Genomic DNA, 22716 nt, shown 5'->3' with positions numbered 1-22716 from the left:
GGCAGAGCACCCATCCTACGAAAAGCCGCAACGCCTCACGGCAATAAATCCGCCGAATGAAAAACCCCGCCGAAGCGGGGTTTTTTGTTGCCTGTCGACCTTAGCCGGCGATGGCTACCAGGCCGCTGTGCTGGAGGATGTCCAGCAGCGGTTGCGGGTAGACGCCGAGGAAGAAGGCGAGCAGGGCGATGGCTACCAGCATGATGCCGCCGGCGCGCTGGGCCCAGTCCAGGGGCGCGTCGTGGCGCTTCATGTTCGGCTCGACCAGGAACATGGTCACCATGACGCGCAGGTAGTAGAACAGGCCGATGGCGCTGCCCAGTACCAGGGCGCCGACCAGCCACCAGTGCTGGGACTCGACACCGGTGGCGACGATGTAGAACTTGCCGATGAAGCCGGCGGTCAGCGGGATGCCGGCCAGGGACAGCATCATCACGGTCATTACCGCGGTCAGCACCGGACGGCGCCAGAACAGGCCGCGGTATTCGAACAGCGCGTCGGCGTCGCGGCCGCTGTACGGGGTGGACATCAGGGTGACCACGCCGAAGGCGCCCAGGGTGGTGACGACGTAAGTGGTCAGGTAGACGCCGACCGCTTCCACGGCCAGACCCTTGCTCGCCACCAGGGCGATCAGCAGGTAGCCGAAGTGGGCGATGGACGAGTAGCCCAGCAGGCGCTTGATGTTGCTCTGGGTCAGCGCCAGCAGGTTGCCGATCAGGATCGAGGCGACGGCGATTACTGCGATGGCGTCATGCAGCAGGCCGTTGTTCAGGGCCGCCGGAGCGATCTGGAACAGGCGCAGCAGCACGGCGAACACAGCGACCTTGGCGGTGGTGGCCAGGAAGGTGGCGACCGGAGCCGGCGCGCCTTCGTAGACGTCCGGGGTCCACAGGTGGAACGGCGCCAGGGACAGCTTGAAGCCCAGGCCGACGACCATCATGCCGACGCCGATGGCCAGCAGCGGACCGTGGCTGGTGCCTTCGGCCAGCGAGGCACCGATGGCGGAGAAGCCCAGGTTGCCGGACTCGGCGTAGAGCAGGGCCATGCCGAACAGCAGGAACGCGGAGCCGGCGGCGGACAGTACGGTGTACTTGATGCCCGCTTCCAGGGTGCGCTTGTTGAAGAAGGCGTAGGCCACCATGCCGTAGACCGGAACCGACAGCAGCTCCAGACCGATGAACAAACCGGCCAGGTTCTGCGCGCTGACCAGTACCAGGCCGCCTGCGGTGGAAAGCAGGAGCAGCAGGTACAGTTCCTCGCGGTTGCCCGGGAAGCTTTCCATGTAGGCGTGGGCGAGGGTAGTGCAGGCCAGGGCGCCGATGAGGATCAGGGCCATGTAGAAGCAGGCGAAGTTGTCGACCACCATGAGCGGCGTGACTTCGATCGGGGTGACTTTCAGCACCGGGATGATCGACAGCAGGGCCAGGTTCAGACCGATCACCGAGAGGGTGGCGGCCATCGAGTGGTTACGCTTCCAGGCTACCGCGAGCATCACCACCACCAGGGTGGCGCTGGTGATGAGCAGTGGCAGGAGCGCGATGAAGTGTTGAATCGTGAAGGTCATTTCGCGCTTACCGTGCTGCCAGAGTGGAGAGGGCGGCACCCAGCCATTGCTGGACGCCGTGCATGGTTGCCGCGGAGGTGTCGAGGACCGGCTGCGGGTAGACGCCGAGCACGATCAGCAGCACCGCCAGGCCGAGCACCATGGAGAGCTCGCGGAAGTTCAGACCGGCGATGGCGGTGTCGGACTTGGCCGGGCCGAAGTAGGCGCGGTGGATCATGATCAGCGAGTAGACCGAACCGAACACCAGGCCGAAGGTGGCAATCACGGTGATCACCGGAACGACCTTGAAGCTACCCAGCAGGATCAGGAATTCGCCGACGAAGTTGCCGGTGCCCGGCAGACCCAGCGATGCGGTGGCGAAGAACAGGGCCACGGCCGGCAGGTACGGGATGCGCGACCACAGGCCGCCCATCTTGCGCATGTCACGGGTGTGCAGGCGCTCGTACAGCTGGCCACACAGGATGAACAGCGCGGCAGCAGAGAGGCCGTGGGCGATCATCTGCACGACGACACCCTGCAGCGCCTGGGGGCTGCCGGAGTAGATGCCGATCATCACGAAGCCCATGTGCGACACAGAGGAGTAGGCCACCAGGCGCTTGATGTCGGTCTGTGCGAACGACAGGAAGGCGCCGTAGAAGATGCCGATCAGACCCAGGGTCATGGCAATCGGGGCGAACTCGGCCGAGGCGTTGGGGAACAGCGGCAGGGCGAAGCGGATCAGGCCGTAGGCGGCGGTCTTCAGCAGGATGCCGGCCAGGTCCACGGAACCGGCGGTCGGCGCCTGGGCGTGGGCGTCCGGCAGCCAGGAGTGTACCGGCACGACCGGCATCTTCACCGCGAAGGCGACGAAGAAGCCGAGCATCAGCAGCCATTCGGTGTGCGGCGGCAACTGGGTCTTCAGCAGGTCGGCGTAGTTGAAGGTCAGGACGCCGGTGCTGTTGTAGTGCACGAACACCAGGCCCAGGATCGCCACCAGCATCACCAGGCCGCTGGCCTGGGTGAAGATGAAGAACTTGGTGGCGGCGTAGATGCGGGTCTTCTTGCCATCGTCCGAACTATGACCCCAGAGCGCGATGAGGAAGTACATCGGCACCAGCATCATTTCCCAGAAGAAGAAGAACAGGAACAGGTCGACGGCCAGGAACACGCCGATCACACCGCCCAGGATCCACAGCAGGTTCAGGTGGAAGAAGCCGATGCGACGCTGGATCTCGTTCCACGAGCAGAGGACGGACAGCACGCCGAGCAGGCCGGTCAGCGCGACCATCAGCAGGGACAGGCCGTCCATTGCCAGGTGCACGCTGATGCCGAAGCGCTCGATCCAGGGCACCTGGAACTGCAGGGTCCATTGCGGCTCGCCACCGGGCGCCGGGGCGAGCTGGAAGTCACCGGTGTGCCACACCCACAGGCTCAGCGCCAGGGTGAGGACCATCGATCCCAGGGCGACCCAGCGGGGCAGGGTCTTGCTGGTGTACTCGGCGATCCAGCAAAGGAAGCCGCCGATGAAGGGGATCAGGATTAGCCAGGGCAGAATCATGTCGGGCTCAATCTCTTTCGTGAATTCATTAAGCCAGCAGCAGCGCGCCGAGGAGCAGCGCGGCGCCACCCACCAGGGAAGCGGCGTACCAACGCAGGCGGCCGTTCTCGGTGAGGCTGAGGAGTTTGTGACCACCGCGGGCGGTGAGCGGGACCAGGACCAGGGTCTTGTCGATCGGGTCCGCGGCCAGCAGGCGGCAGATCAGCAGATAGGGTTTCACGAACAGCTTGTCGTACAGCCAGTCGAAGCCCCAGGCATGCAGCCACCAGGTACCGAAGAAGCGGCCCGGTGCGCTCTGGGCGACGGCAGTGACGAAGCGGCGCTTGCCGAGGAACAGCAGGCCCGCCAGCAGGATACCGGCGATGGCGATGGCGCCCGAGGCGATTTCCAGGCTGTGCTTGGCTTCACCACCGGCGTGACCGGCGCTTTCCGGCAGGACGCCGGCCAGCGGCGGAGTGATCAGCGCGCCGATGAAGGTGGAGAGCACGATCAGGACACCCAGCGGCAGCCAGTGGCTGACGCCATGGCCGGCGTGCGCTTCGGTCTTCGCTTCACCGTGGAAGGCGATGAAGATCAGGCGGAAGGTGTACAGCGAGGTCATGAACGCACCGACCAGCCCTGCGATCAGCAGGTTCTGGTGACCGCTGGCGAAGGCTTCCCAGAGGATCTCGTCCTTGGAGTAGAAGCCGGCGGTCAGGAAGGGCAGGGCGGACAGGGCCGCACCACCGACCACGAAACTCGCGTAGGCCAGCGGCAGTTTCTTCCACAGACCACCCATCTTGAAGATGTTCTGCTCGTGGTGGCAGGCGACGATCACCGCACCCGAAGCAAGGAACAGCAGGGCCTTGAAGAAGGCGTGGGTCATCAGGTGGAAGATCGCGCCACCCCAGGCGCCAACGCCAAGGGCCAGGAACATGTAGCCGATCTGGCTCATGGTCGAGTAGGCGAGGATACGCTTGATGTCGGTCTGCACCAGGGCGGCGAAGCCGGCCAGGACCAGGGTCACGGCGCCGATGATACCCACCAGCTCGAGGACATTCGGAGCCAGTTCGAACAGGCCGTGGCAGCGCGCGACCAGGTAGACGCCCGCGGTCACCATGGTGGCGGCGTGGATCAGTGCGGAGACCGGCGTCGGGCCGGCCATCGCGTCCGCCAGCCAGGTCTGCAGCGGCAGCTGGGCGGATTTGCCGACGGCGCCGCCGAGCAGCATCAGGGCAGCCAGGTTGATCCACAGGTCGCCCTTGGCGAAGTGCTGCGGAGCCAGGACCAGCAGCTCCTGGATGTTCAGCGTGCCCAGGTGCTGGAACAGGATGAACATGCCGATGGCGAAGAACACGTCACCCACGCGGGTCACGATGAAGGCCTTCAGCGCTGCGTTGCCGTTGGGTACGTGGTTGTAATAGAAACCGATCAGCAGGTAGGAGCAGAGGCCCACGCCTTCCCAGCCGAAGTACATGAACAGCAGGTTATCGCCCAGCACCAGGAACAGCATGCTGGCGATGAACAGGTTGGTGTACGCGAAGAAACGCGAGTAGCCGGTTTCACCGCGCATGTACCAGGAGGCGAACAGGTGGATCAGGAAGCCGACGCCGGTGACCACGCCGAGCATGGTGACCGACAGGCCGTCCAGGTACAGGGTGAAGTTGGTCTTGAAGTCGCCAACGCTCATCCATTGCCACAGCACCAGGCTGTAGGCGCCACCTTCGGGCGGGTTGCTGTGGAAGCTCCAGATCGCCCAGAAGGCGGAGAGGGCCGCGAGGCCCACGGAGCCGACACCCACCAGTGCCGAGAGATTTTCCGACCACTTGCCACGGGAGAACGAGAGCAGCAGGAAGCCGACCAGGGGGAACAGGAAAGTAAGGGGCAGCAGGTTCATCCGCGCATCTCGCTGGCAGCGTCGATATCGAGGGTATGGAAGCGGCGATACAGCTGGAGCAGGATCGCCAGGCCAATGCTGGCCTCGGCCGCAGCCAGGCTGAGCACCAGGATGAACATCACCTGGCCGTCAGGCTGGCCCCAGCGGGCGCCACCGACCACGAAGGCCAGAGCGGCGGCGTTCATCATCACTTCCAGGCTCATCAGTACGAACAGGATGTTGCGTCGTACCATCAGGCCCACCAGGCCGAAGCAGAACAGCACACCGGCGAGCGCCAGTCCGTGTTCGAGAGGGATTGCATTCATGGTGTTAGTCCTTCGCTTCGTGGCGGCCGAGGTGGTAGGCGGCGACCAGTGCCGCCAGCAGCAGCATCGAGGCCAGTTCGACGACCAGCAGGTACGGGCCGAACAGGCTGATGCCCACGGCCTTGGCGTCCACGGTGGTGTGGCCGATGCCGATGCCGCTCGGAGTGCGCGAGAGCATCCACAGCAGTTCGACCAGCAGCACGGCAGCCAGGGCGCCGGGGCCGATCCAGACGCCGGGCTTGAGCCACTTGCGCTCCTGCTCGGCAATCGCCGGGCCAAGGTTGAGCATCATGACCACGAAGACGAACAGCACCATGATCGCGCCGGCGTAGACGATGATTTCCAGGGCACCGGCGAACGGGGCGCCGAGGCTGAAGAAGGTCATCGAGACTGCGAGCAGCGAGATGATGAGGTAGAGCAGGGCATGCACCGGATTGCTGTTGGTGATGACCCGGAAGGTTGCCAGCACGGCGACGCCGGCGGCGAAGTAGAAAGCGAATTCCACGCGACGTCTCCTTACGGCAGCAGGCTCTTGACGTTGATCGGTTCGGCCTCGTTCTGCGCGGCGCCTTTCGGCTTGCCGGCGATGGCCATGCCGGCAACGCGGTAGAAGTTGTAATCCGGGTTCTTGCCGGGGCCGGAGATCAGCAGGTCTTCCTTCTCGTAGACCAGGTCCTGGCGCTTGAACTCGCCCATCTCGAAATCCGGAGTCAGCTGGATCGCGGTGGTCGGGCAGGCTTCTTCGCACAGGCCGCAGAAGATGCAGCGGGAGAAGTTGATGCGGAAGAACTCGGGGTACCAGCGACCGTCGTCGGTTTCGGCCTTCTGCAGGGAGATGCAGCCGACCGGGCAGGCCACGGCGCACAGGTTGCACGCAACGCAGCGCTCCTCGCCGTCGGGATCGCGGGTGAGCACGATGCGGCCACGGTAGCGCGGCGGCAGGTACACGGGCTCTTCCGGGTACTGCAGGGTGTCACGCTTGCGGAAGGCGTGACCGAAGATCATCACCAGGCTGCGCAGCTGGGTGTAGGTGCCGTGCACCACGTCGAAAATGTACTTGATCATGGTCCTACTCCTTACTGGCTGGCCAGCACGACAGCGCCGGTCACCAGCAGGTTGATCAGGGTCAGCGGGAGGCAGAACTTCCAGCTGAAGGCCATCACCTGGTCATAGCGCGGGCGTGGGATGGAGGCCCGCAGCAAAATGAACATCATGATGAAGAAGCCGGTTTTCAGGGCGAACCAGAAGAACGGGATCTGCGGCAGGATGCCGAAGGGACCGTGCCAGCCGCCGAAGAACAGGGTCGCCAGCAGCGCGGACACCAGCACGATGCCGATGTACTCGCCGACGAAGAACATGCCCCATTTCATGCCGGCGTACTCGATGTGGTAACCGTCGGCCAGTTCCTGTTCGGCTTCGGGCTGGTCGAACGGGTGACGGTGAGTCACGGCGACGCCGGCGACGAAGAAGGTCATGAAGCCGAAGAACTGCGGAATGATGAACCACACGTGCTGGGCCTGGTATTCGACGATGTCGCGCAGGCTGAACGAACCGACCTGGGCGACGATACCCATCAGCGACAGGGCCAGGAACACCTCGTAGGAGATGGTCTGGGCCGAGGCGCGCAGGCTGCCGAGGAGGGCGAACTTGTTGTTGCTCGACCAGCCGGCGAACAGCACCGCGTACACGGTCAGGCCAGCCATGGCGAAGAAGAACAGAATGCCGATGTTCAGGTCCGCCACGCCCCAGTTCGGGGTGATCGGGATGACCGCGAAGGCCACCAGCAACGCACCCATGGCGATCATGGGGGCGAGGGTGAAGATCATCTTGTCGGCGAACGGCGGGGTCCAGTCTTCCTTGAAGAACATCTTCAGCATGTCGGCGCCGAGCTGGAAGGCACCGAAGGGGCCGACCCGGTTCGGACCGTAGCGGTCCTGCCAGAGGCCGAGCAGACGACGCTCGACCCAGCTGAGCAGCGCGCCGCAGACGACCACGGCGAGCAGGATGACGATGGCCTTGATGACCTCGATCAGGATGTCGACGATGGCGGGTGTCAGCCAACTCATTGCGCAGCCTCCTGCAGACCTTCAGCGACAGCGCCGATGACACCGGCAGGAATGCCTTGCAGACCGATCGGCAGGGCAACCAGGCCGGCGCCGAGCTCTTCGCTCACGCGCAGCGGCAGGCGCAGTTCCTGGCCCTTGACGGTCAGGCGGATGATCGCGCCTTCGTTCACGCCCAGACGGTCAGCCTCGGCCTTGGCCAGGGTGACGTAGGTCTGCGGGATGCGCTCCTGCACCGGAGCGGCTTTCGAGGAGTTCTCCTCGCTGCCGAACAGGTGATAGAAGGGCACCACCTTGAACTGGCTGGCGGCGGTGTGGAACGGCGCAGGAATCTCGCTGAACCACAGGGCATCGCCTTTGGCCTCGATCAGGCGTACGCCCGGATCGCCGGCACGCAGGTGACCACCGACTTCGTCCTGGAACTTGTTCCAGGCCTGCGGGGAGTTCCAGCCCGGGGACCAGGCGAACGGAATCTGCTGACGTGGCTCGGCGCTGCCGGCGTAGCCTTCCATGGAGAAGGCGAACGCGGAGTCGATGTCCTGCGGCTGACGCGGCTCGCTGACATTGATGTTGGCACGCATGGCAGTGCGGCCGGAGTAGCGGTGGGGCTCGCGCGCCAGCTTCAGACCCTTGATGCGGAACGCGGCGTTCGGTGCGGCTTCGCGGATGCCGGCCAGTTGCGGCTTGGCAGCGACGACGGCGTCGATCACGTGGTCCAGTTGGGTCCAGTCGACACGCTTGCCTTCGAGGGTGCTGTGCAGGGCATGCAGCCAGCGCCAGCCTTCGCGAACCAGGATGTCGGCGTTGTAGTAGGTCGGGTCGTAGACCTGGAAGAAGCGCTGGGCGCGGCCTTCCTGGCTGACCAGGGTGCCATCGCCTTCGGCGAAGCTGGCGGCCGGCAGCAGGACGGTGGCCTTGGCGCTGGTGGCGGTCTGCTGGTGATCGGCGACGACGACGATCTTCGCGGCGGCCAGGGCGGCATCGACAGCAGCAGCGTCGGCGCGGCGGTACAGGTCGTTCTCCAGGATCACCACGGCATCGGCGGCGCCGGAGGTCAGCTGTTCCAGGGCGGCTTCAACCGAGGCGCCACCGAACAGGGTGAGGCCCAGGCTGTTGGCTTCCGGAACGATCAGGCTCAGGGAGCCGTTCTTCTCGCGGTTCTTCAGCGCGCTGGCGATGTTGGCCGCGGCTTCGATCAGGGCGTTGCTGCCCAGCGAGGTGCCGGAGATGACCAGCGGACGCTTGGCGGCGACCAGTGCATCGGCGATGCGTTGGGCGAGGGCGGCGGCTTCGGCGTCGAGGCCGGCGACGGCCGGAGCGCTCGAGTCGATCGCGTGTGCCACGGCGAAGCCCAGGCGCGCCAGGTCTTCGGTAGCGGCGTGCACGCACTCGGCGGCTACGTCGTCGAGACGGGTTTCATCCAGGCTGGCGATGAACAGCGGGTTCATCTCATGCTGGGCGATGGTCTTCACCGCGGCGTCGAGCCAGGGCTGGATCTTCATCGCGGCGGCCATGTCCTCGCCCTTGCCCTTGACCGACTGACGCAGGGCCAGGGCGATACGGGCAGCGGTCTGGGTCAGGTCTTCGCCAAGCACGAATACCGCGTCGTGGTCTTCGATGTCACGGATGGTCGGCACCGGCAGCGGGCCTTCCTGCATGACTTTCAGGACCAGCTGCAGGCGTTGCAGCTCGTCAGCGGAGATGCCGCTGTAGAAGTTCTGCGCGCCGACCAGTGCGGACAGGGCGTAGTTGCTTTCCAGGCTGGCGCGCGGCGAACCGATGCCGATGACCTTGCGACCCTTGAGCAGCGCTGCGGTCTGGTCCAGGGCGCCGTCCAGCGAGAGCTTCTGCTTGCTCAGCATCAGCTGCGGCTGGCGCGGGCGGTCTTCGCGGTTGACGTAGCCGTAGCCGAAGCGGCCGCGGTCGCACAGGAAGTAGTGGTTCACCGAGCCGTTGTAGCGGTTCTCGATGCGGCGGATTTCACCGTAACGCTCGCCGGGGCTGATGTTGCAGCCGCTGGAGCAGCCATGGCAGATGCTCGGGGCGAACTGCATGTCCCACTTGCGGTTGTAGCGCTCGGAGTGGGTCTTGTCGGTGAACACGCCGGTCGGGCAGACCTCGGTCAGGTTGCCGGAGAATTCGCTCTCGAGCACACCGTCTTCGATACGGCCGAAGTAGACGTTGTCGTGCGCACCATAGACGCCCAGGTCGGTGCCGCCGGCGTAGTCCTTGTAGTAGCGGACGCAGCGGTAGCAGGCGATGCAGCGGTTCATCTCGTGGGCGATGAACGGGCCGAGTTCCTGGTTCTGGTGGGTGCGCTTGGTGAAGCGGTACCGGCGCTGGTTGTGGCCGGTCATCACCGTCATGTCCTGCAGGTGGCAGTGACCGCCTTCCTCGCAGACCGGGCAGTCGTGCGGGTGGTTGGTCATCAGCCATTCGACGACGCTGGCACGGAATGCCTTGGATTCTTCGTCTTCGATGGAAATCCAGGTGTTGTCGGTGGCGGGAGTCATGCAGGACATGACGATGCGACCGCGGGTGTCGTTCTCGTCGGTGTACTGCTTGACCGCACACTGGCGGCAGGCGCCGACGCTACCGAGCGCCGGGTGCCAGCAGAAGTAGGGGATGTCGAGACCGAGGGAGAGGCAGGCCTGCAACAGGTTGTCCGCTCCGTCGACTTCTAACGTCTTGCCGTCTACGTGGATCGTGGCCATGGGTCTAAGTCTTCGTTGGCCCGTTGTCAGCGGGCGTGGCTAATAGAAATCACGGTTTCATCGGGCCGGCGGCACGCCGCGGCACTACAACGAAACAACGCCGGGCGCAGCGCCCGGCGATCAAAGCATCAAGCGCCGACGGTCTGCGGTGCTTGTACGGCCTGAGCCTGGCGGGAGATGCCCGCTTCGAACTCGGGACGGAAATACTTCAGTGCGCTGCCCAGCGGCTCGACGGCACCCGGTGCGTGGGCACAGAAAGTCTTGCCTGGGCCGAGGAAGTTGACGAGCTGCTCGAGGGTCTCCAGGTCGCCCTGGGCGCCTTCGCCTTTCTCCAGCGCGCGCAGGACCTTCACGCTCCACGGCAGGCCGTCGCGGCACGGAGTGCACCAGCCGCAGGATTCGCGGGCGAAGAACTCTTCCATGTTGCGCAACAGGGAAACCATGTTGACGCTGTCGTCCACCGCCATGGCCAGACCAGTACCCATACGGGTGCCGACCTTGGCGACGCCGCCAGCGTAGAACAGGGCGTCCAGGTGTTCCGGCAGGAGGAAGCCGGTACCGGCGCCGCCCGGCTGCCAGGCCTTGAGCTTGTAGCCGTCGCGCATGCCGCCGGCGTAGTCCTCGAACAGCTCGCGGGCCGGAAGGCCGAAGGGCAGTTCCCAGATGCCGGGGTTCTTCACCTTGCCGGAGAAGCCCATGAGCTTGGTGCCCATGTCTTCGCTGCCCGGACGGGCGAGGCCCTTGTACCAGTCGACGCCGTGCTCGACGATCGCCGGCACGTTGCACAGGGTCTCGACGTTGTTCACGCAGGTCGGCTTGCCCCAGACGCCAACGGCGGCGGGGAAGGGCGGCTTGGAGCGCGGGTTGGCGCGGCGGCCTTCCAGCGAGTTGATCAGCGCGGTCTCTTCGCCACAAATGTAGCGGCCGGCGCCGGTGTGCACGAACAGCTCGAAATCGAAGCCGCTGCCGAGGATGTTCTTGCCCAGCAGGCCGGCGGCCTTGGCTTCATCGATGGCGCGATTCAGGTTGCGGGCGGCGTCGACGTACTCACCGCGCAGGAAGATGTAGCCCCGGTAGGCCTTGAGGGCGCGCGCGGAGATCAGCATGCCTTCCACCAGCAGGTGCGGCAGCTGCTCCATGAGCATGCGGTCCTTCCAGGTGTTGGGCTCCATCTCGTCCGCGTTGCACAGCAGGTAGCGGATGTTGAGGGATTCGTCCTTGGGCATCAGGCCCCACTTCACGCCGGTGGGAAAGCCCGCACCGCCGCGGCCCTTGAGGCCGGAGTCCTTGACGGTCTGGACGATGTCGTCGGTGGCCATCTGCGCCAGCGCCTTGCGCGCGGCAGCGTAGCCGTTCTTCGACTGGTACTCCTCCAGCCAGACCGGGGCGCCGTCGTCACGCAGGCGCCAGGTCAGCGGGTGGGTTTCGGCCGCGCGCGCAGTGCGGTTGGGCGTGCCGTAGGAGGTGAGGCGACTCATACGTAGGCCTCCAGCAGTTTGGCGACGCCGTCGGGACGCAGGTCGCCGAAGGTGTCGTCGTCGATCATCATCGCCGGGGCCTTGTCGCAGTTGCCCAGGCAGCACACCGGCAGCAGGGTGAAGCGGCCGTCGGCGGTGGTCTGGCCGAGGCCGATGCCCAACTGCTTCTGAATCTCGCCAACCACGGACTCGTGGCCGCCGATGTAGCAGACCATGCTGTCGCAGACGCGGATGATGTGGCGGCCGACCGGCTGGCGGAAGATCTGGCTATAGAAGGTAGCCACGCCTTCGACGTCGCTGTCGGGAATGTCGAGGATGTCGGCGATGGCCGGGATGGCGCCGTCCGGCACCCAGCCGCGCTGCTTCTGGACGATCTTCAGGGCTTCGATGGACGCCGCGCGGGAGTCCTCGTAGTGATGCATTTCGTGCTCGATGGCCGAGCGCTCGGTTTCGCTGAGTTCGAAACGATCAGTCTGGATAAGGGTACTCATGATCAGCGGTCCACGTCGGCCATAACGAAGTCGATACTGCCCAGATAGGCGATCAGGTCAGCGATCATGCTGCCGTTGATCACCGACGGAATCTGCTGCAGGTGCGGGAAGCTGGGCGTCCGGATACGGGTCCGGTAGCTCATGGTGCTGCCATCGCTCGTCAGGTAGTAGCTGTTGATGCCCTTGGTCGCTTCCACCATCTGGAAGGCTTCGTTGGCCGGCATGACCGGGCCCCAGGAAACCTGCAGGAAGTGGGTGATCAGGGTTTCGATGTGCTGCAGCGTGCGCTCTTTGGGCGGCGGCGTGGTCAGCGGGTGGTCGGCCTTGTATGGGCCTTCGGGCATGTTCTTCAGGCACTGCTCGATGATGCGCAGGCTCTGGCGCATCTCACCCATCTTGACCATGCAGCGGTCGTAGGCGTCGCCGTTGGCCGCCAGCGGTACTTCGAATTCGAAGTTCTCGTAGCCGGAGTAGGGGCGGGCTTTACGCAGGTCGAAATCACAGCCGGTGGCGCGCAGGCCGGCGCCGGTGGTGCCCCATTCCAGCGCTTCCTTGGTGTTGTACGCGGCAACGCCGATGGTACGGCCACGCAGGATGCTGTTCTTCAGGGCAGCGGTTTCGTACTCGTCCAGGCGCTTGGGCATCCAGTCGAGGAACTCGCGGACCAGCTTGTCCCAGCCGCGCGGCAGGTCGTGGGCGACGCCGCCGATGCGGTACCAGGCCGGGTGCAGGCGGAAGCCGGTGATGGCTTCGACGACCTTGTAGGCGCGCTGGCGGTCGGTGAAGGTGAAGAACACCGGGGTCATCGCGCCCACGTCCTGGATGTAGGTACCCAGGTAGAGGAGGTGGTTCAGGATGCGGAAGAACTCCGACATCATGATGCGGATGACGTCGACGCGCTGCGGTACCTTGATGCCGGCGAGCTTCTCGACCGAGAGCACGTACGGCAGGTTGTTCATCACTCCGCCGAGGTAGTCGATACGGTCGGTGTAAGGAATGAAGCTGTGCCAGGACTGACGCTCGGCCATCTTCTCGGCGCCACGGTGGTGGTAGCCGATCTCAGGAACGCAATCGAGGATCTCTTCACCGTCCAGCTGCAGGATGATGCGGAACGCACCGTGCGCGGACGGGTGGTTCGGGCCGAGGTTGAGGAACATGAAGTCCTCGTTCTCGCCGTGGCGCTTCATGCCCCAGTCTTCGGGCTTGAAGCGCAGGGCTTCCTGCTCGAGGTCCTGCTTGGCGGCGGACAGCGCGTAGGGGTCGAACTCGGTGGCGCGCGCCGGGTAGTCCTTGCGCAGCGGGTGACCTTCCCAGGTGGGCGGCATCAGCATACGGGTCAGGTGCGGGTGACCGTTGAAGGTGATCCCGTACATGTCCCAGACCTCACGCTCGTACCAGTTGGCGTTCGGCCAGATACGGGTGGCGGTGGGTACGTTGAGGTCGCCTTCGGACAAGGCCACCTTGATCATCACGTCACTATTACGCTCGAGCGACATCAGGTGGTAGAACACGCTGAAGTCGGCGCCCGGCAGGCCGCGACGATGAGTGCGCAGGCGCTCGTCGACACCGTGCAGGTCATAGAGCATGACGTACGGCTTGGGCACATTGCGCAGGAAGGTGAGGACGTCGATCAGGCGCTCACGGGCAACCCAGAGCACCGGCATGCCGGTGCGGGTGGCCTGGACGGTGAAGGTCTCGGCGCCAAAGCGGGAATTCAGTTCGACGACGATATCTTGGTCGTCTGCCTTGTAAGGCGGGATGTACAGAGCGGAGTCTGCATTCATAGTCTTTAAGTCACTCGGTCAACGGTGGAGTGAAAACGGGCCTCTCGTGGAGGGCCGGATCACACTTCGTCGGGGCTGCGCAGGTTGGTGACCGCAATGCGCTGTTCGCGCTTGAGATCCTTCTGGGCAGGCATGTCGGCGCGATAGACGCCTTGATCGCCTACAACCCAGGACAACGGACGACGCTCCTGGCCGATGGATTCCTGCAGCAGCATCAGGCCTTGCAGGAATGCCTCCGGACGGGGCGGGCAGCCGGGGATGTACACGTCCACGGGGAGGAACTTGTCGACCCCCTGAACGACCGAGTAGATGTCGTACATGCCGCCGGAGTTGGCGCACGACCCCATCGAGATCACCCACTTGGGTTCCAGCATCTGCTCGTACAGGCGCTGGATGACCGGAGCCATCTTGATGAAGCAGGTGCCGGCGATGACCATGAAGTCAGCCTGGCGCGGCGATGCACGGATCACTTCGGCGCCGAAACGGGCGATGTCGTGCGGCGCGGTGAACGCCGTGGTCATCTCCACGTAGCAGCAGGACAGCCCGAAGTTGTACGGCCACAGGGAGTTCTTGCGACCCCAGTTGACTGCACCGTTGAGAACATCCTCGAGCTTGCCCATGAAGATGTTCTTGTGGACCTGCCCTTCGATGAGCGGGTCTTCTACCGTTTCGCGTTCGCCGATCGGGTATTGATCATTGGGCGCATCCGGATCGATCCGGGTAAGTTTGTATTGCATCGCCAAAGCCTCATTGTTTTAGCTTCGCCTGCCGTGCGCGACGTGCCGCCGGCGCCCAATCGAGCGCGCCGATACGCCACAGGTAGACAAGACCTGCCAACAGAATTGCTATGAAAATGGTTGCCTCGATCAGACCCGCCCAACCGCTTTCACGGACGGACACGGACCAGGCGAAGAGGAAGAGGGCTTCGACGTCGAAGATCACGAAGAGCATCGCGACCAGATAGAATTTTGCCGACAGACGCAGGCGGGCGCTGCCGGTAGGAACGATCCCCGATTCGAACGGTTCGTTCTTGCTGCGACCAAATGCCTTACTGCCAAGAAGGCTGGAAACCCCTAGCATGAAGGCGAGCAGGCCCAGCACTCCTAAAAGGAAGGCGGCGAGTCCCCAGTGTTGAGCTGCAAGTTCAGCTGGATTGGGCATGCCGATACTCCTTCCTACAAATAACGATTGTCTTGGGTTCCGGGCGCAACGCCCGACTACTGCGAACCCGACAACTCAAGGATAGTGAGCTAAGGGTTCAGGTCATCTTTCCAATTTTATGCCCAAAGCCTTCAGCAAGTAAATTTTTCCAACACAAACAGATGCTTCTATTTCGGGCAAAAGGCTTTTGCATTTCCCGTAGCGCCCTGTTTGCGCGGCTCTGGATGCCTAGTGTGACGGCACTTCGGCTTTGGTCGAATAGTACTTTCGAGGTATTTGACCGCAATAAATCGGCAGTCTATAAATGATAAATATTATCATTTGCAGTGTCGTATATCCGTAACTTTACTACATATAAGCGGCGCGGCTTTTATTTCGCCTGGTATGTGACTTCGAATTATCCCTCTGTGAACTCGTTGGTCGCCCCCGCATCCGGGTGGTTCAATTTCCCTTCCGAATCCACGCCCAGCGCATCTCGCAGCGCACCGGTTCGGCCCCGGAATCGTCCAGAAGGGTCACCTGCACCAGCGCCTCGCCGCGATCATCGTCCTGCATTGCGCGGCGCTGTTCCGGCGTCAGCGTGGCGATGGCGCGCAGGCTGCCGCTGGCCCGGCGCAGGTAGTCGACCTTGAGGGTCTTGATCAGCGGCAGCTTGTGATCGGGCAGGTTCATGCCGACCATGCAGCCGCTGGCGGACTCGGCCAGCAGCGCCATGGCTGCGGCATGTAAGCCGCCGATGTGATTGCGGGCGCGGCGATGGTTGGCCAGGCTCATTCTCACTTCATCATTGGAGAGCCTCTGGATGCGTACGCCGGCGGTTCCGGCAAAGCGCACCTGGGAGCAGAACAGGCGACTCAGCAGTGGCTCGTGGAGGCGGCTGGGCAGGCGCTGGATGAGGTGGGCGGCGAGGGCGAGGCGGTTGCGCTTGGGTTTATTGCTCATGGGGCGTTCCGTTCATATAAAGGAAGCCCGAGGCTGGCACGTCGAAGCGGTTCTGCCCTTGGCGGGCGGGGAAGGGGTTGCTGGCGGTTCGGCCAAGCGCGATTCGGCCAGGCACAAAAAGCAAGACCCCGGCTGGGGCCGGGGTCTTGCGGAGCCTCCCAGCCCCGAGGGGCTGGTCGAGCCAGTTCTTAGTGGAACTGGTTCATGGTGTTGTCTTTACCCGAGGCTTTCAGAGCGGCTTCGCCAGCGAAGTACTCTTTGTGGTTGTCGCCGATGTCCGAACCGGCCATGTTCTGGTGCTTGACGCAGGCGATGCCCTGACGCAGTTCCTGACGCTGAACACCCTTCACGTAGGCCAGCATGCCCTGGTCGGCGAAGTAGCCCTTGGCCAGGTTGTCGGTGGACAGCGCGGCGGTGTGGTAGGTCGGCAGGGTGATCAGGTGGTGGAAGATGCCGGCGTGGGCGGAGCCGTCACGCTGGAAGGTGCGGATCTTCTCGTCAGCAACCTGGGCCAGTTCGGTCTCGTCGTACTCGACGCTCATCAGCTTGGCGCGGTCGTAGGCGGAAACGTCCTTGCCTTCGGCGACGAACGCATCGAACACCTGCTGGCGGAAGTTCAGAGTCCAGTTGAACGACGGGCTGTTGTTGTAAACCAGCTTGGCGTTCGGGATGACCTGACGGATGCGGTCAACCATGCCCTTGATCTGGCCAACGTGCGGCTTCTCGGTTTCGATCCACAGCAGGTCGGCGCCGTTCTGCAGCGAGGTGATGCAGTCCAGGACGCAGCGGTCTTCGCCGGTGCCCTTGCGGAACTGGAACAGGTTGGAAGCCAGGCGCTTGGGACGCAGCAGCTTGCCGCCGCGGTTGATCACCACGTCGCCGTTCTGCAGCTCGGCAGCGGAAACTTCTTCGCAGTCCAGGAAGGAGTTGTACTGGTCGCCCAGGTCGCCCGGCTCTTTGGTCACGGCGATCTGCTTGGTCAGGCCGGCGCCCAGGGAGTCGGTACGGGCAACGATCACGCCGTCGTCAACACCCAGTTCGAGGAACGCATAGCGAACGGCGTTGATCTTGGCGAGGAAGTCTTCGTGCGGAACGGTCACTTTGCCGTCCTGGTGGCCGCACTGCTTCTCGTCGGAAACCTGGTTCTCGATCTGGATGCAGCAGGCACCGGCTTCGATCATTTTCTTGGCCAGCAGGTAGGTCGCTTCCGGGTTACCGAAGCCGGCGTCGATGTCGGCGATGATCGGTACTACGTGGGTTTCGTAGCCGTCGATCTGAGCCTGGATTTCGTCCTGCTTGACCTTGTCGCCGGCAGCGCGAGCGCTGTCCAGAGCGGTGAAGAGCAGGTCCAGTTCGCGGGCGTCAGCCTGGCGCAGGAAGGTGTACAGCTCTTCGATCAGGCCGGAAACGGCGGTTTTCTCGTGCATGGACTGGTCGGGCAGCGGGCCGAAGTCGGAACGCAGCGCGGCAACCATCCAGCCGGACAGGTAGAGGTAGCGCTTGTTGGTGGTCTTCAGGTGCTTCTTGATCGAGATCAGCTTCTGCTGACCGATGAAGCCGTGCCAGCAGCCCAGGGACTGGGTGTAGACGGAGGTGTCGGCGTCATACTCGGCCATGTCCTTGCGCATGATGGCCGCAGTGTACTTGGCGATGTCCAGACCAGTCTTGAAGCGGTTCTGAGCGCGCATGCGGGCAACCGACTCGGGGTTGATAGCGCTCCAGCTGTTACCGGTTTTCTCTTTCAGAGCGGCAACGGCCTTGATGTCGTTTTGATAAGCGGACATGGTCAATCCTTCAAAGTATGTGTGTGGTTGAGCACCGACTTACCCACTCAAACCCGTATCTACACGGAATTGACTGCGGGTTGCTCGCCGCGGGATGGCGAAGGTGCGACCGAAAGAAGGAATGACACTGGAGGAGTGGGGTAGAGCGGCGTACAGACGGGTGACTGCAGCGGTGACATCCAGAATCGCTTGCCGGCTCGTGGCAGCCGTTGGGCGATGGTGGACGGCTGAATCCGTCACTTCGTACTGTTGCTAAGGCTTGCTTCCCCGTCCCTCAGGACAACCTCTTGCCAGTCGCAACCTCGTCGATCCGCCTTGTGGGCTTAACAACACGGACCAGCGCGGCGGGTGGGCCACAGGCTCGGTCCGGAGGGCTTTGAGACCCTCTGGTTAGCGGGAGCGAAGCCATCATGCACTTTCAAACGAGCGTTCGTCAAACGTTTTGTAGTGTTTTTTTTGGACTACTACACGAAGGTCTAACGAGGACTGCCAGGTCACCTACGGAAGGATTAGTCGAGCACTTCGACCTTCACCCGCAGGCTGCTGTCGCTGCGCCCCTGGGTGCTGTATTGGCGGGTGTAGCCGCTCTGCGTGCTCTGGTTGGTCTGGCTGACGCCGCCGACCTCGATCCACTGGCCGATGGGGCCGCTGACGCTGGTATCGGCCGAACTGGTGTTCATCGAACCCTGGTAATTGCCGTTGAAGCGGTCGTTGCGGGTACTCAGGGTGATGTGCACCAGGTTGCCGGTGAGGCTGGCGGTCACGTACATGCCCTGGTTGGCGTCGCGGTATTCGGTCTGGCTGTAGACCTGGCCGTAGGGGCCGATGCCGGCGTTGGTCACCGGCTGGCTCTGGCCCACCTGGATGAAAGCGGGCGAGCCCTCGGTGGTGCGCACCTGCTGGGTGCCGCCTCCGCGACTGTTGGTGGATCGATTGATGATGCGCACCTGGTCGCGGCCGTTGACTTCGCCGCGACCCGCCTGGATTTCCACATTGCCGGCGCTCACCGAGCCATTCACCGAGTAGCCGCTCTGGCTGCCCTGGCTGCCATCGAGTGTATCGATGCTGATCAGTAGCTGATGTGGGCGCGTATCCAGTTGTTCGAGCACCTGCTGTAGTTCGCGGATCTTCGCCAGTTCGGCGTTGACTACCAACTGGTTGCCGTAGGCGGTGACCCGGCCTTCGTTGCCCAGCACCTGCTGCGCCACCGGCAGCACGTCTTCGGCGGTGCGATAGTTGAGCGGGATGATCTCGGTACGCGGCGCTGCGGTAGCGGTGAGGCTGATCGCGCAGGCGAGCATCAGGGCGAGAGGGTGTCGGCTCAAATCAGGAAACTCCGCAGGTTCGGGTCGAGAACGCTGGTGTTCCAGGTCTGTTCGAATTGCGCGATCAGTTGGCGGACGCGGCCAGCGTTGTTGTAGTGCGCGTAACCGGCGTACTCGCCCGGCTCCGGGCGCAGCAGCAGGCCGCAATCGTCGGCGAGGAGAAAGGCATGCTCTTCGCTCGGGTAGTCGGGATTGATCCGGCGGATCTGGCAGTAGCTCGACAGCCGCCGGCTGAGATTGAGCAGGCGATGGCCTTCCTTCACGGCCCGGGTGCTGTCGCGCACCAGGATCATCAGGCGATTGCGCGGATTGCGCAGCAGCAACTGTGTGCAGGCTTCCTGGATGCTGCTGTGGTGGTACAGCCAGGGCTCCAGGTCTGGGGTGTAGAGGTAGAGGGTGCGGCGCGCCTGCTGGATCAGCGCCAGCGCATGGGCGCGGGCGTCATCCGGCTTGCTGAAGCGGTGCAGCTGGTCGCCCTCGCCGAGGCGAAAAGGCGCCGGCTCAAGGGCTTCGGGCGTCAGCGCTTCGCTGGGCGGGTTGTGGACGGCAAAACGCCCCGGTGACTGAAACTCGATGTCCGGCAGTTCTACCGGGAGGTCGTCTTGGTCCGGGGCGTTTTCCATGTCGCTCCTTTGAGTCGTTGCTCAGGCGCTCTCGCGCACCATGTCCACGTGGGGGAGGCCGGCGTCGAGGAATTCGCCGCTGGCCACCTGGAAGCCTAGCCGTTCGTAGAAGGGAATGGCGTAGACCTGCGCCGTCAGCAACTGGCGCTGCAGGCCCTGGCTTTCCGCCTGCTCGATGGCGGCGCGCATCAGCAGGTCGCCGACCTTCAGGCCGCGCCAGTCCTTGAGGACCGACACCCGGCCGATGTGCCCGTCCGGCAGGAGGCGGGCGGTGCCGATGGCGTAGTCGCCTTCGAAGGCCAGGAAGTGCACGGCTTCGACATCCTCGGCGTCCCATTCGAGTTCCGGCGGGACCGATTGCTCAGCGATGAACACCGCCTCGCGAATGCGCCGCAGATCGGCATTATCCTTCTGCCAGTCCGCGACGCGAACCCTGATCTTGCTACTCATCGGCAAACTCCAGACTGCCCTGTTTGATCAGTTCTCCGATGAGCTTACGCCCATCGTCGTCGGCCAGCCATTGGCCGAGATTCCCTTCGTGCAGCGACTGGGCCGAGCACACCAGCTTTAGCAGGTCGCGCAGTTTTTCCGGCAGGACCACGGTCTGGCCGCTGGCGAACAGCAGCAGGCCGACGTCCACTTCGCTCCAGGCCATGCGGGCGCTGGGGTTGCGGATCAGCACTTCGCCGTCTTCGATGGCGGCGGTCAGGTCGTCTTCCTCGATCTCCTCGCCGGCCACCAGTTCCGGGTAGCGCGGCTCGGTCATGAACTGGCCGAACCAGGTGAGCAACAGGCGTTCGTCGCTCATGTGCTCCTGCAGCAGGTTCTTCAGGCGATCGAGGGCGTCGCGCTGGATCTGGTGCTGGTCGAAGTCGCCTTTCATCGCCGCCATGCCGGCGTCGCTGTAGCGCTCCTCGTCGGAGAGGAACTGGGCGAGGAAGTCGGTGAAGTGGGTCAGTACTTCGGCGGCGCTGGGTGCGCGGAAACCGACCGAGTAGGTCATGCAGTCGTCTTCGGCGATGCCGTAGTGAGCCACGCGCGGCGGCAGGTAGAGCATGTCGCCGGGTTCCAGCACCCAGTCGGCGCTTTCTTCGAATTCGGCGAGGATGCGCAGGTCGGCGTGGGGCAGCATCGGGCTGCTGGCGTCGCAGGTCTGGCCGACTTTCCAGCGACGGCGACCGTGGCCCTGCAGCAGGAATACGTCGTAGTTGTCGAAGTGCGGGCCAACGCCGCCGCCCGGTGCGGCGTAGCTGATCATCACGTCATCGATGCGCCAGCTGGGCAGGAACTTGAAGTGTTCCAGCAGCTCGGCGACTTCCGGGATGAACTGGTCGACGGCCTGCACCAGCAGGGTCCAGTCGCGCTCGGGCATCTGGCTGAAGGTGTCTTCCTGGAACGGGCCGCGGCGCAGCTCCCACGGGCTGTCGCCGTGTTCGAGGACGATGCGCGATTCGATCATCTCTTCCAGGGCGAGGCCGGCCAGTTCGTCAGGGTCCAGCGGGCTCTTGAAATCGGGGATGGCCTGGCGCACCAGCAGGGGCTTTTTCTGCCAGTAGTCGCGGAGGAATTCTTCGGCGCTGATGCCGCCCAAAAGCTGAAGAGGAATAGCAGGATTCATGGTTAAGTCCTTGAAACAAAAACGCCCGGCACAGCCGGGCGTGCAAAGTCAGGGCGAATCTCAGATACGCTTGGCCTGGGCGACAGCGTTACCGATGTAGTTCGCGGGGGTCAGTTTCTTCAGCTCGGCCTTGGCTTCTGTCGGCATGTCGAGGCCTTCGATGAACACCTGCAGGGCTTCGGCGCTGATGCCTTTGCCGCGGGTCAGCTCCTTGAGCTTCTCGTAGGGGTTCTCGATGCCGTAGCGGCGCATGACGGTCTGTACCGGCTCGGCCAGGACTTCCCAGCAGGCGTCCAGGTCATCGGCGATGCGTGCGGCGTTCAGCTCCAGCTTGCCGATGCCTTTCAGGCTGGCTTCGTAGGCGATGACGCTGTGGGCAAAACCGACGCCCAGGTTGCGCAGCACGGTGGAGTCGGTCAGGTCGCGCTGCCAGCGGGAGATCGGCAGTTTGCTGGCCAGGTGCTGGAGCAGGGCGTTGGCGATACCCAGGTTGCCTTCGGAGTTCTCGAAGTCGATCGGGTTGACCTTGTGCGGCATGGTCGAGGAGCCGATTTCCCCGGCGACGGTCTTCTGCTTGAAGTAGCCCAGGGAGATGTAGCCCCAGATGTCGCGGTCGAAGTCGATGAGGATGGTGTTGAAGCGCGCTACGGCGTCGAACAGCTCGGCGATGTAGTCGTGCGGCTCGATCTGGGTGGTGTAGGGGTTCCAGTTCAGGCCGAGGTCGCCTTCGATGAATTCGCGGGCGTTGGCTTCCCAGTCAACCTGCGGGTAGGCCGACAGGTGGGCGTTGTAGTTGCCCACCGCGCCGTTGATCTTGCCCAGCAGCTCGACCGAAGCGACCTGCTTGATCTGGCGCTCCAGGCGGTAGACGACGTTGGCCAGTTCCTTGCCCAGGGTGGTCGGGGAGGCCGGCTGGCCGTGGGTGCGCGAGAGCATCGGCACGTCGGCGAACTTCACCGCGAGCTCGCGGATGGAGTCGGCGATCTGGCGCATCAGCGGCAGCAGTACGGTGTCACGGCCTTCGCGCAGCATCAGGGCGTGGGACAGGTTGTTGATGTCCTCGGAGGTGCAGGCGAAGTGGATGAACTCGCTGACCTTGGCCAGTTCCGGCAGCTTGGCGGCTTGTTCCTTGAGCAGGTACTCCACGGCCTTGACGTCGTGGTTGGTGGTGCGCTCGATGTCCTTGATGCGCTGCGCGTGCTCCAGCTGGAAGTCGTCGGCCAGCTGGTTCAGCAGGGCGTTGGCTTCGGCGGAGAAGGGCGCGACTTCAGGGACGCCGGCGTGGGCGGCGAGACGCTGGAGCCAGCGAACCTCCACCAGGACGCGGAAACGGATCAGGCCGTATTCGCTGAAAATCGGACGCAGGGCGCTGGTCTTGCTGCCGTAACGGCCGTCAACGGGGGATACCGCGGTAAGGGAGGAAAGCTGCATGGGGCGTTCTCGTAGCTGTC

20 protein-coding genes are annotated in these 22716 nt (G+C 63.8%); all 20 read right to left on the bottom strand.

Features of this window, described 5'->3' with window-relative positions; all coding sequences use genetic code 11:
- Nucleotides 1-100: 100 nt before the first annotated feature.
- The 20 genes from nuoN to purB all read right to left on the bottom strand — a co-directional run bounded on the left by nuoN (nt 101) and on the right by purB (nt 22696).
- Nucleotides 101-1564 (bottom strand): NADH-quinone oxidoreductase subunit NuoN, encoded by a 1464-nt coding sequence (nuoN, locus tag IB261_RS16335; RefSeq protein WP_081520495.1) that lies wholly within the window; start codon nt 1562-1564, stop codon nt 101-103.
- A gap of 7 nt (nt 1565-1571) precedes the next feature.
- Nucleotides 1572-3101: an NADH-quinone oxidoreductase subunit M gene (nuoM, locus tag IB261_RS16330; RefSeq protein WP_081520494.1), complete on the bottom strand. Its 1530-nt coding sequence runs from the start codon at nt 3099-3101 to the stop codon at nt 1572-1574.
- A 28-nt stretch (nt 3102-3129) separates the two neighbouring features.
- Nucleotides 3130-4977 (bottom strand): NADH-quinone oxidoreductase subunit L, encoded by a 1848-nt coding sequence (gene nuoL / locus IB261_RS16325; RefSeq protein ID WP_192382586.1) that lies wholly within the window; start codon nt 4975-4977, stop codon nt 3130-3132.
- Nucleotides 4974-5282, bottom strand: coding sequence for an NADH-quinone oxidoreductase subunit NuoK (nuoK, locus tag IB261_RS16320; protein ID WP_017517116.1), 309 nt, complete (start codon nt 5280-5282; stop codon nt 4974-4976). Before nuoK ends, nuoL begins: the two co-directional genes overlap by 4 nt.
- Nucleotides 5283-5286: 4 nt before the next feature.
- Nucleotides 5287-5787, bottom strand: coding sequence for an NADH-quinone oxidoreductase subunit J (gene nuoJ / locus IB261_RS16315; RefSeq protein ID WP_017517115.1), 501 nt, complete (start codon nt 5785-5787; stop codon nt 5287-5289).
- A gap of 11 nt (nt 5788-5798) precedes the next feature.
- Complete coding sequence (gene nuoI / locus IB261_RS16310; protein ID WP_015477483.1) at nt 5799-6347, bottom strand: NADH-quinone oxidoreductase subunit NuoI; 549 nt, start codon at nt 6345-6347, stop codon at nt 5799-5801.
- Nucleotides 6348-6358: 11 nt separating this feature from the next.
- Entirely contained in the window at nt 6359-7348 is a 990-nt protein-coding gene (nuoH, locus tag IB261_RS16305) for an NADH-quinone oxidoreductase subunit NuoH (RefSeq protein WP_081520492.1), read from the bottom strand.
- Nucleotides 7345-10059 carry an NADH-quinone oxidoreductase subunit NuoG gene (nuoG, locus tag IB261_RS16300; protein ID WP_192382585.1) on the bottom strand — a complete coding sequence of 905 codons (2715 nt, stop codon included), beginning with the start codon at nt 10057-10059 and terminating at the stop codon, nt 7345-7347. Before nuoG ends, nuoH begins: the two co-directional genes overlap by 4 nt.
- 128 nt (nt 10060-10187) lie before the next feature.
- Nucleotides 10188-11537 (bottom strand): NADH-quinone oxidoreductase subunit NuoF, encoded by a 1350-nt coding sequence (gene nuoF / locus IB261_RS16295; RefSeq protein ID WP_081520490.1) that lies wholly within the window; start codon nt 11535-11537, stop codon nt 10188-10190.
- A complete protein-coding gene (gene nuoE / locus IB261_RS16290; protein ID WP_192382801.1) occupies nt 11534-12034 on the bottom strand; it encodes an NADH-quinone oxidoreductase subunit NuoE in 501 nt (166 codons plus the stop codon). The genes nuoF and nuoE overlap by 4 nt, the downstream gene beginning before the upstream one ends.
- Entirely contained in the window at nt 12031-13812 is a 1782-nt protein-coding gene (gene nuoC / locus IB261_RS16285) for an NADH-quinone oxidoreductase subunit C/D (RefSeq protein WP_081520488.1), read from the bottom strand. Before nuoC ends, nuoE begins: the two co-directional genes overlap by 4 nt.
- Before the next feature lie 59 nt (nt 13813-13871).
- Nucleotides 13872-14549 (bottom strand): NuoB/complex I 20 kDa subunit family protein, encoded by a 678-nt coding sequence (locus IB261_RS16280; protein ID WP_045214755.1) that lies wholly within the window; start codon nt 14547-14549, stop codon nt 13872-13874.
- 10 nt (nt 14550-14559) lie between these two features.
- Nucleotides 14560-14973 carry an NADH-quinone oxidoreductase subunit A gene (locus IB261_RS16275; RefSeq protein ID WP_017517108.1) on the bottom strand — a complete coding sequence of 138 codons (414 nt, stop codon included), beginning with the start codon at nt 14971-14973 and terminating at the stop codon, nt 14560-14562.
- A gap of 441 nt (nt 14974-15414) precedes the next feature.
- On the bottom strand, nt 15415-15915 hold the full coding sequence (locus tag IB261_RS16270; RefSeq protein ID WP_192382584.1) for a DUF4442 domain-containing protein: 501 nt from the start codon (nt 15913-15915) through the stop codon (nt 15415-15417).
- 188 nt (nt 15916-16103) lie between these two features.
- On the bottom strand, nt 16104-17699 hold the full coding sequence (locus IB261_RS16265; protein ID WP_045214761.1) for an isocitrate lyase: 1596 nt from the start codon (nt 17697-17699) through the stop codon (nt 16104-16106).
- Nucleotides 17700-18208: 509 nt separating this feature from the next.
- Complete coding sequence (locus IB261_RS16260) at nt 18209-19000, bottom strand: secretin N-terminal domain-containing protein (RefSeq protein WP_081520486.1); 792 nt, start codon at nt 18998-19000, stop codon at nt 18209-18211.
- 20 nt (nt 19001-19020) lie between these two features.
- Nucleotides 19021-19647 carry a DUF7931 domain-containing protein gene (locus IB261_RS16255; protein ID WP_192210958.1) on the bottom strand — a complete coding sequence of 209 codons (627 nt, stop codon included), beginning with the start codon at nt 19645-19647 and terminating at the stop codon, nt 19021-19023.
- A gap of 21 nt (nt 19648-19668) precedes the next feature.
- Nucleotides 19669-20097, bottom strand: a complete 429-nt coding sequence (locus IB261_RS16250) for a GNAT family N-acetyltransferase (RefSeq protein WP_017517103.1) — start codon at nt 20095-20097, stop codon at nt 19669-19671.
- Entirely contained in the window at nt 20090-21265 is a 1176-nt protein-coding gene (locus IB261_RS16245) for a ribosomal protein uL16 3-hydroxylase (protein ID WP_081520484.1), read from the bottom strand. The genes IB261_RS16250 and IB261_RS16245 overlap by 8 nt, the downstream gene beginning before the upstream one ends.
- Before the next feature lie 60 nt (nt 21266-21325).
- Nucleotides 21326-22696 carry an adenylosuccinate lyase gene (gene purB / locus IB261_RS16240; RefSeq protein WP_081520483.1) on the bottom strand — a complete coding sequence of 457 codons (1371 nt, stop codon included), beginning with the start codon at nt 22694-22696 and terminating at the stop codon, nt 21326-21328.
- Between the last annotated feature and the right edge of the window lie 20 nt (nt 22697-22716).

The sequence above is a fragment of the Pseudomonas sp. PDM20 genome, from assembly GCF_014852575.3.
In the GTDB taxonomy this organism is placed as follows: Bacteria; Pseudomonadota; Gammaproteobacteria; order Pseudomonadales; family Pseudomonadaceae; genus Pseudomonas.
Note: the sequence above shows the minus strand (reverse complement) of the source record. Positions and strands in the feature narration are given on the sequence as shown.

What these genes read in the sequence shown, in the direction of transcription:
- IB261_RS16265 (WP_045214761.1), bottom strand. Translation starts at nt 17,699, where the DNA reads ATGTCCGCTTATCAAAACGACATCAAGGCCGTTGCCGCTCTGAAAGAG.
- IB261_RS16275 (WP_017517108.1), bottom strand. Translation starts at nt 14,973, where the DNA reads ATGCCCAATCCAGCTGAACTTGCAGCTCAACACTGGGGACTCGCCGCC.
- nuoG (WP_192382585.1), bottom strand. Translation starts at nt 10,059, where the DNA reads ATGGCCACGATCCACGTAGACGGCAAGACGTTAGAAGTCGACGGAGCG.
- nuoH (WP_081520492.1), bottom strand. Translation starts at nt 7,348, where the DNA reads ATGAGTTGGCTGACACCCGCCATCGTCGACATCCTGATCGAGGTCATC.
- nuoC (WP_081520488.1), bottom strand. Translation starts at nt 13,812, where the DNA reads ATGAATGCAGACTCCGCTCTGTACATCCCGCCTTACAAGGCAGACGAC.
- IB261_RS16270 (WP_192382584.1), bottom strand. Translation starts at nt 15,915, where the DNA reads ATGAGCAATAAACCCAAGCGCAACCGCCTCGCCCTCGCCGCCCACCTC.
- IB261_RS16280 (WP_045214755.1), bottom strand. Translation starts at nt 14,549, where the DNA reads ATGCAATACAAACTTACCCGGATCGATCCGGATGCGCCCAATGATCAA.
- nuoL (WP_192382586.1), bottom strand. Translation starts at nt 4,977, where the DNA reads ATGAACCTGCTGCCCCTTACTTTCCTGTTCCCCCTGGTCGGCTTCCTG.
- IB261_RS16245 (WP_081520484.1), bottom strand. Translation starts at nt 21,265, where the DNA reads ATGAATCCTGCTATTCCTCTTCAGCTTTTGGGCGGCATCAGCGCCGAA.
- nuoI (WP_015477483.1), bottom strand. Translation starts at nt 6,347, where the DNA reads ATGATCAAGTACATTTTCGACGTGGTGCACGGCACCTACACCCAGCTG.
- nuoM (WP_081520494.1), bottom strand. Translation starts at nt 3,101, where the DNA reads ATGATTCTGCCCTGGCTAATCCTGATCCCCTTCATCGGCGGCTTCCTT.
- nuoF (WP_081520490.1), bottom strand. Translation starts at nt 11,537, where the DNA reads ATGAGTCGCCTCACCTCCTACGGCACGCCCAACCGCACTGCGCGCGCG.
- IB261_RS16250 (WP_017517103.1), bottom strand. Translation starts at nt 20,097, where the DNA reads ATGAGTAGCAAGATCAGGGTTCGCGTCGCGGACTGGCAGAAGGATAAT.
- purB (WP_081520483.1), bottom strand. Translation starts at nt 22,696, where the DNA reads ATGCAGCTTTCCTCCCTTACCGCGGTATCCCCCGTTGACGGCCGTTAC.
- IB261_RS16260 (WP_081520486.1), bottom strand. Translation starts at nt 19,000, where the DNA reads ATGCTCGCCTGCGCGATCAGCCTCACCGCTACCGCAGCGCCGCGTACC.
- nuoK (WP_017517116.1), bottom strand. Translation starts at nt 5,282, where the DNA reads ATGAATGCAATCCCTCTCGAACACGGACTGGCGCTCGCCGGTGTGCTG.
- nuoN (WP_081520495.1), bottom strand. Translation starts at nt 1,564, where the DNA reads ATGACCTTCACGATTCAACACTTCATCGCGCTCCTGCCACTGCTCATC.
- IB261_RS16255 (WP_192210958.1), bottom strand. Translation starts at nt 19,647, where the DNA reads ATGGAAAACGCCCCGGACCAAGACGACCTCCCGGTAGAACTGCCGGAC.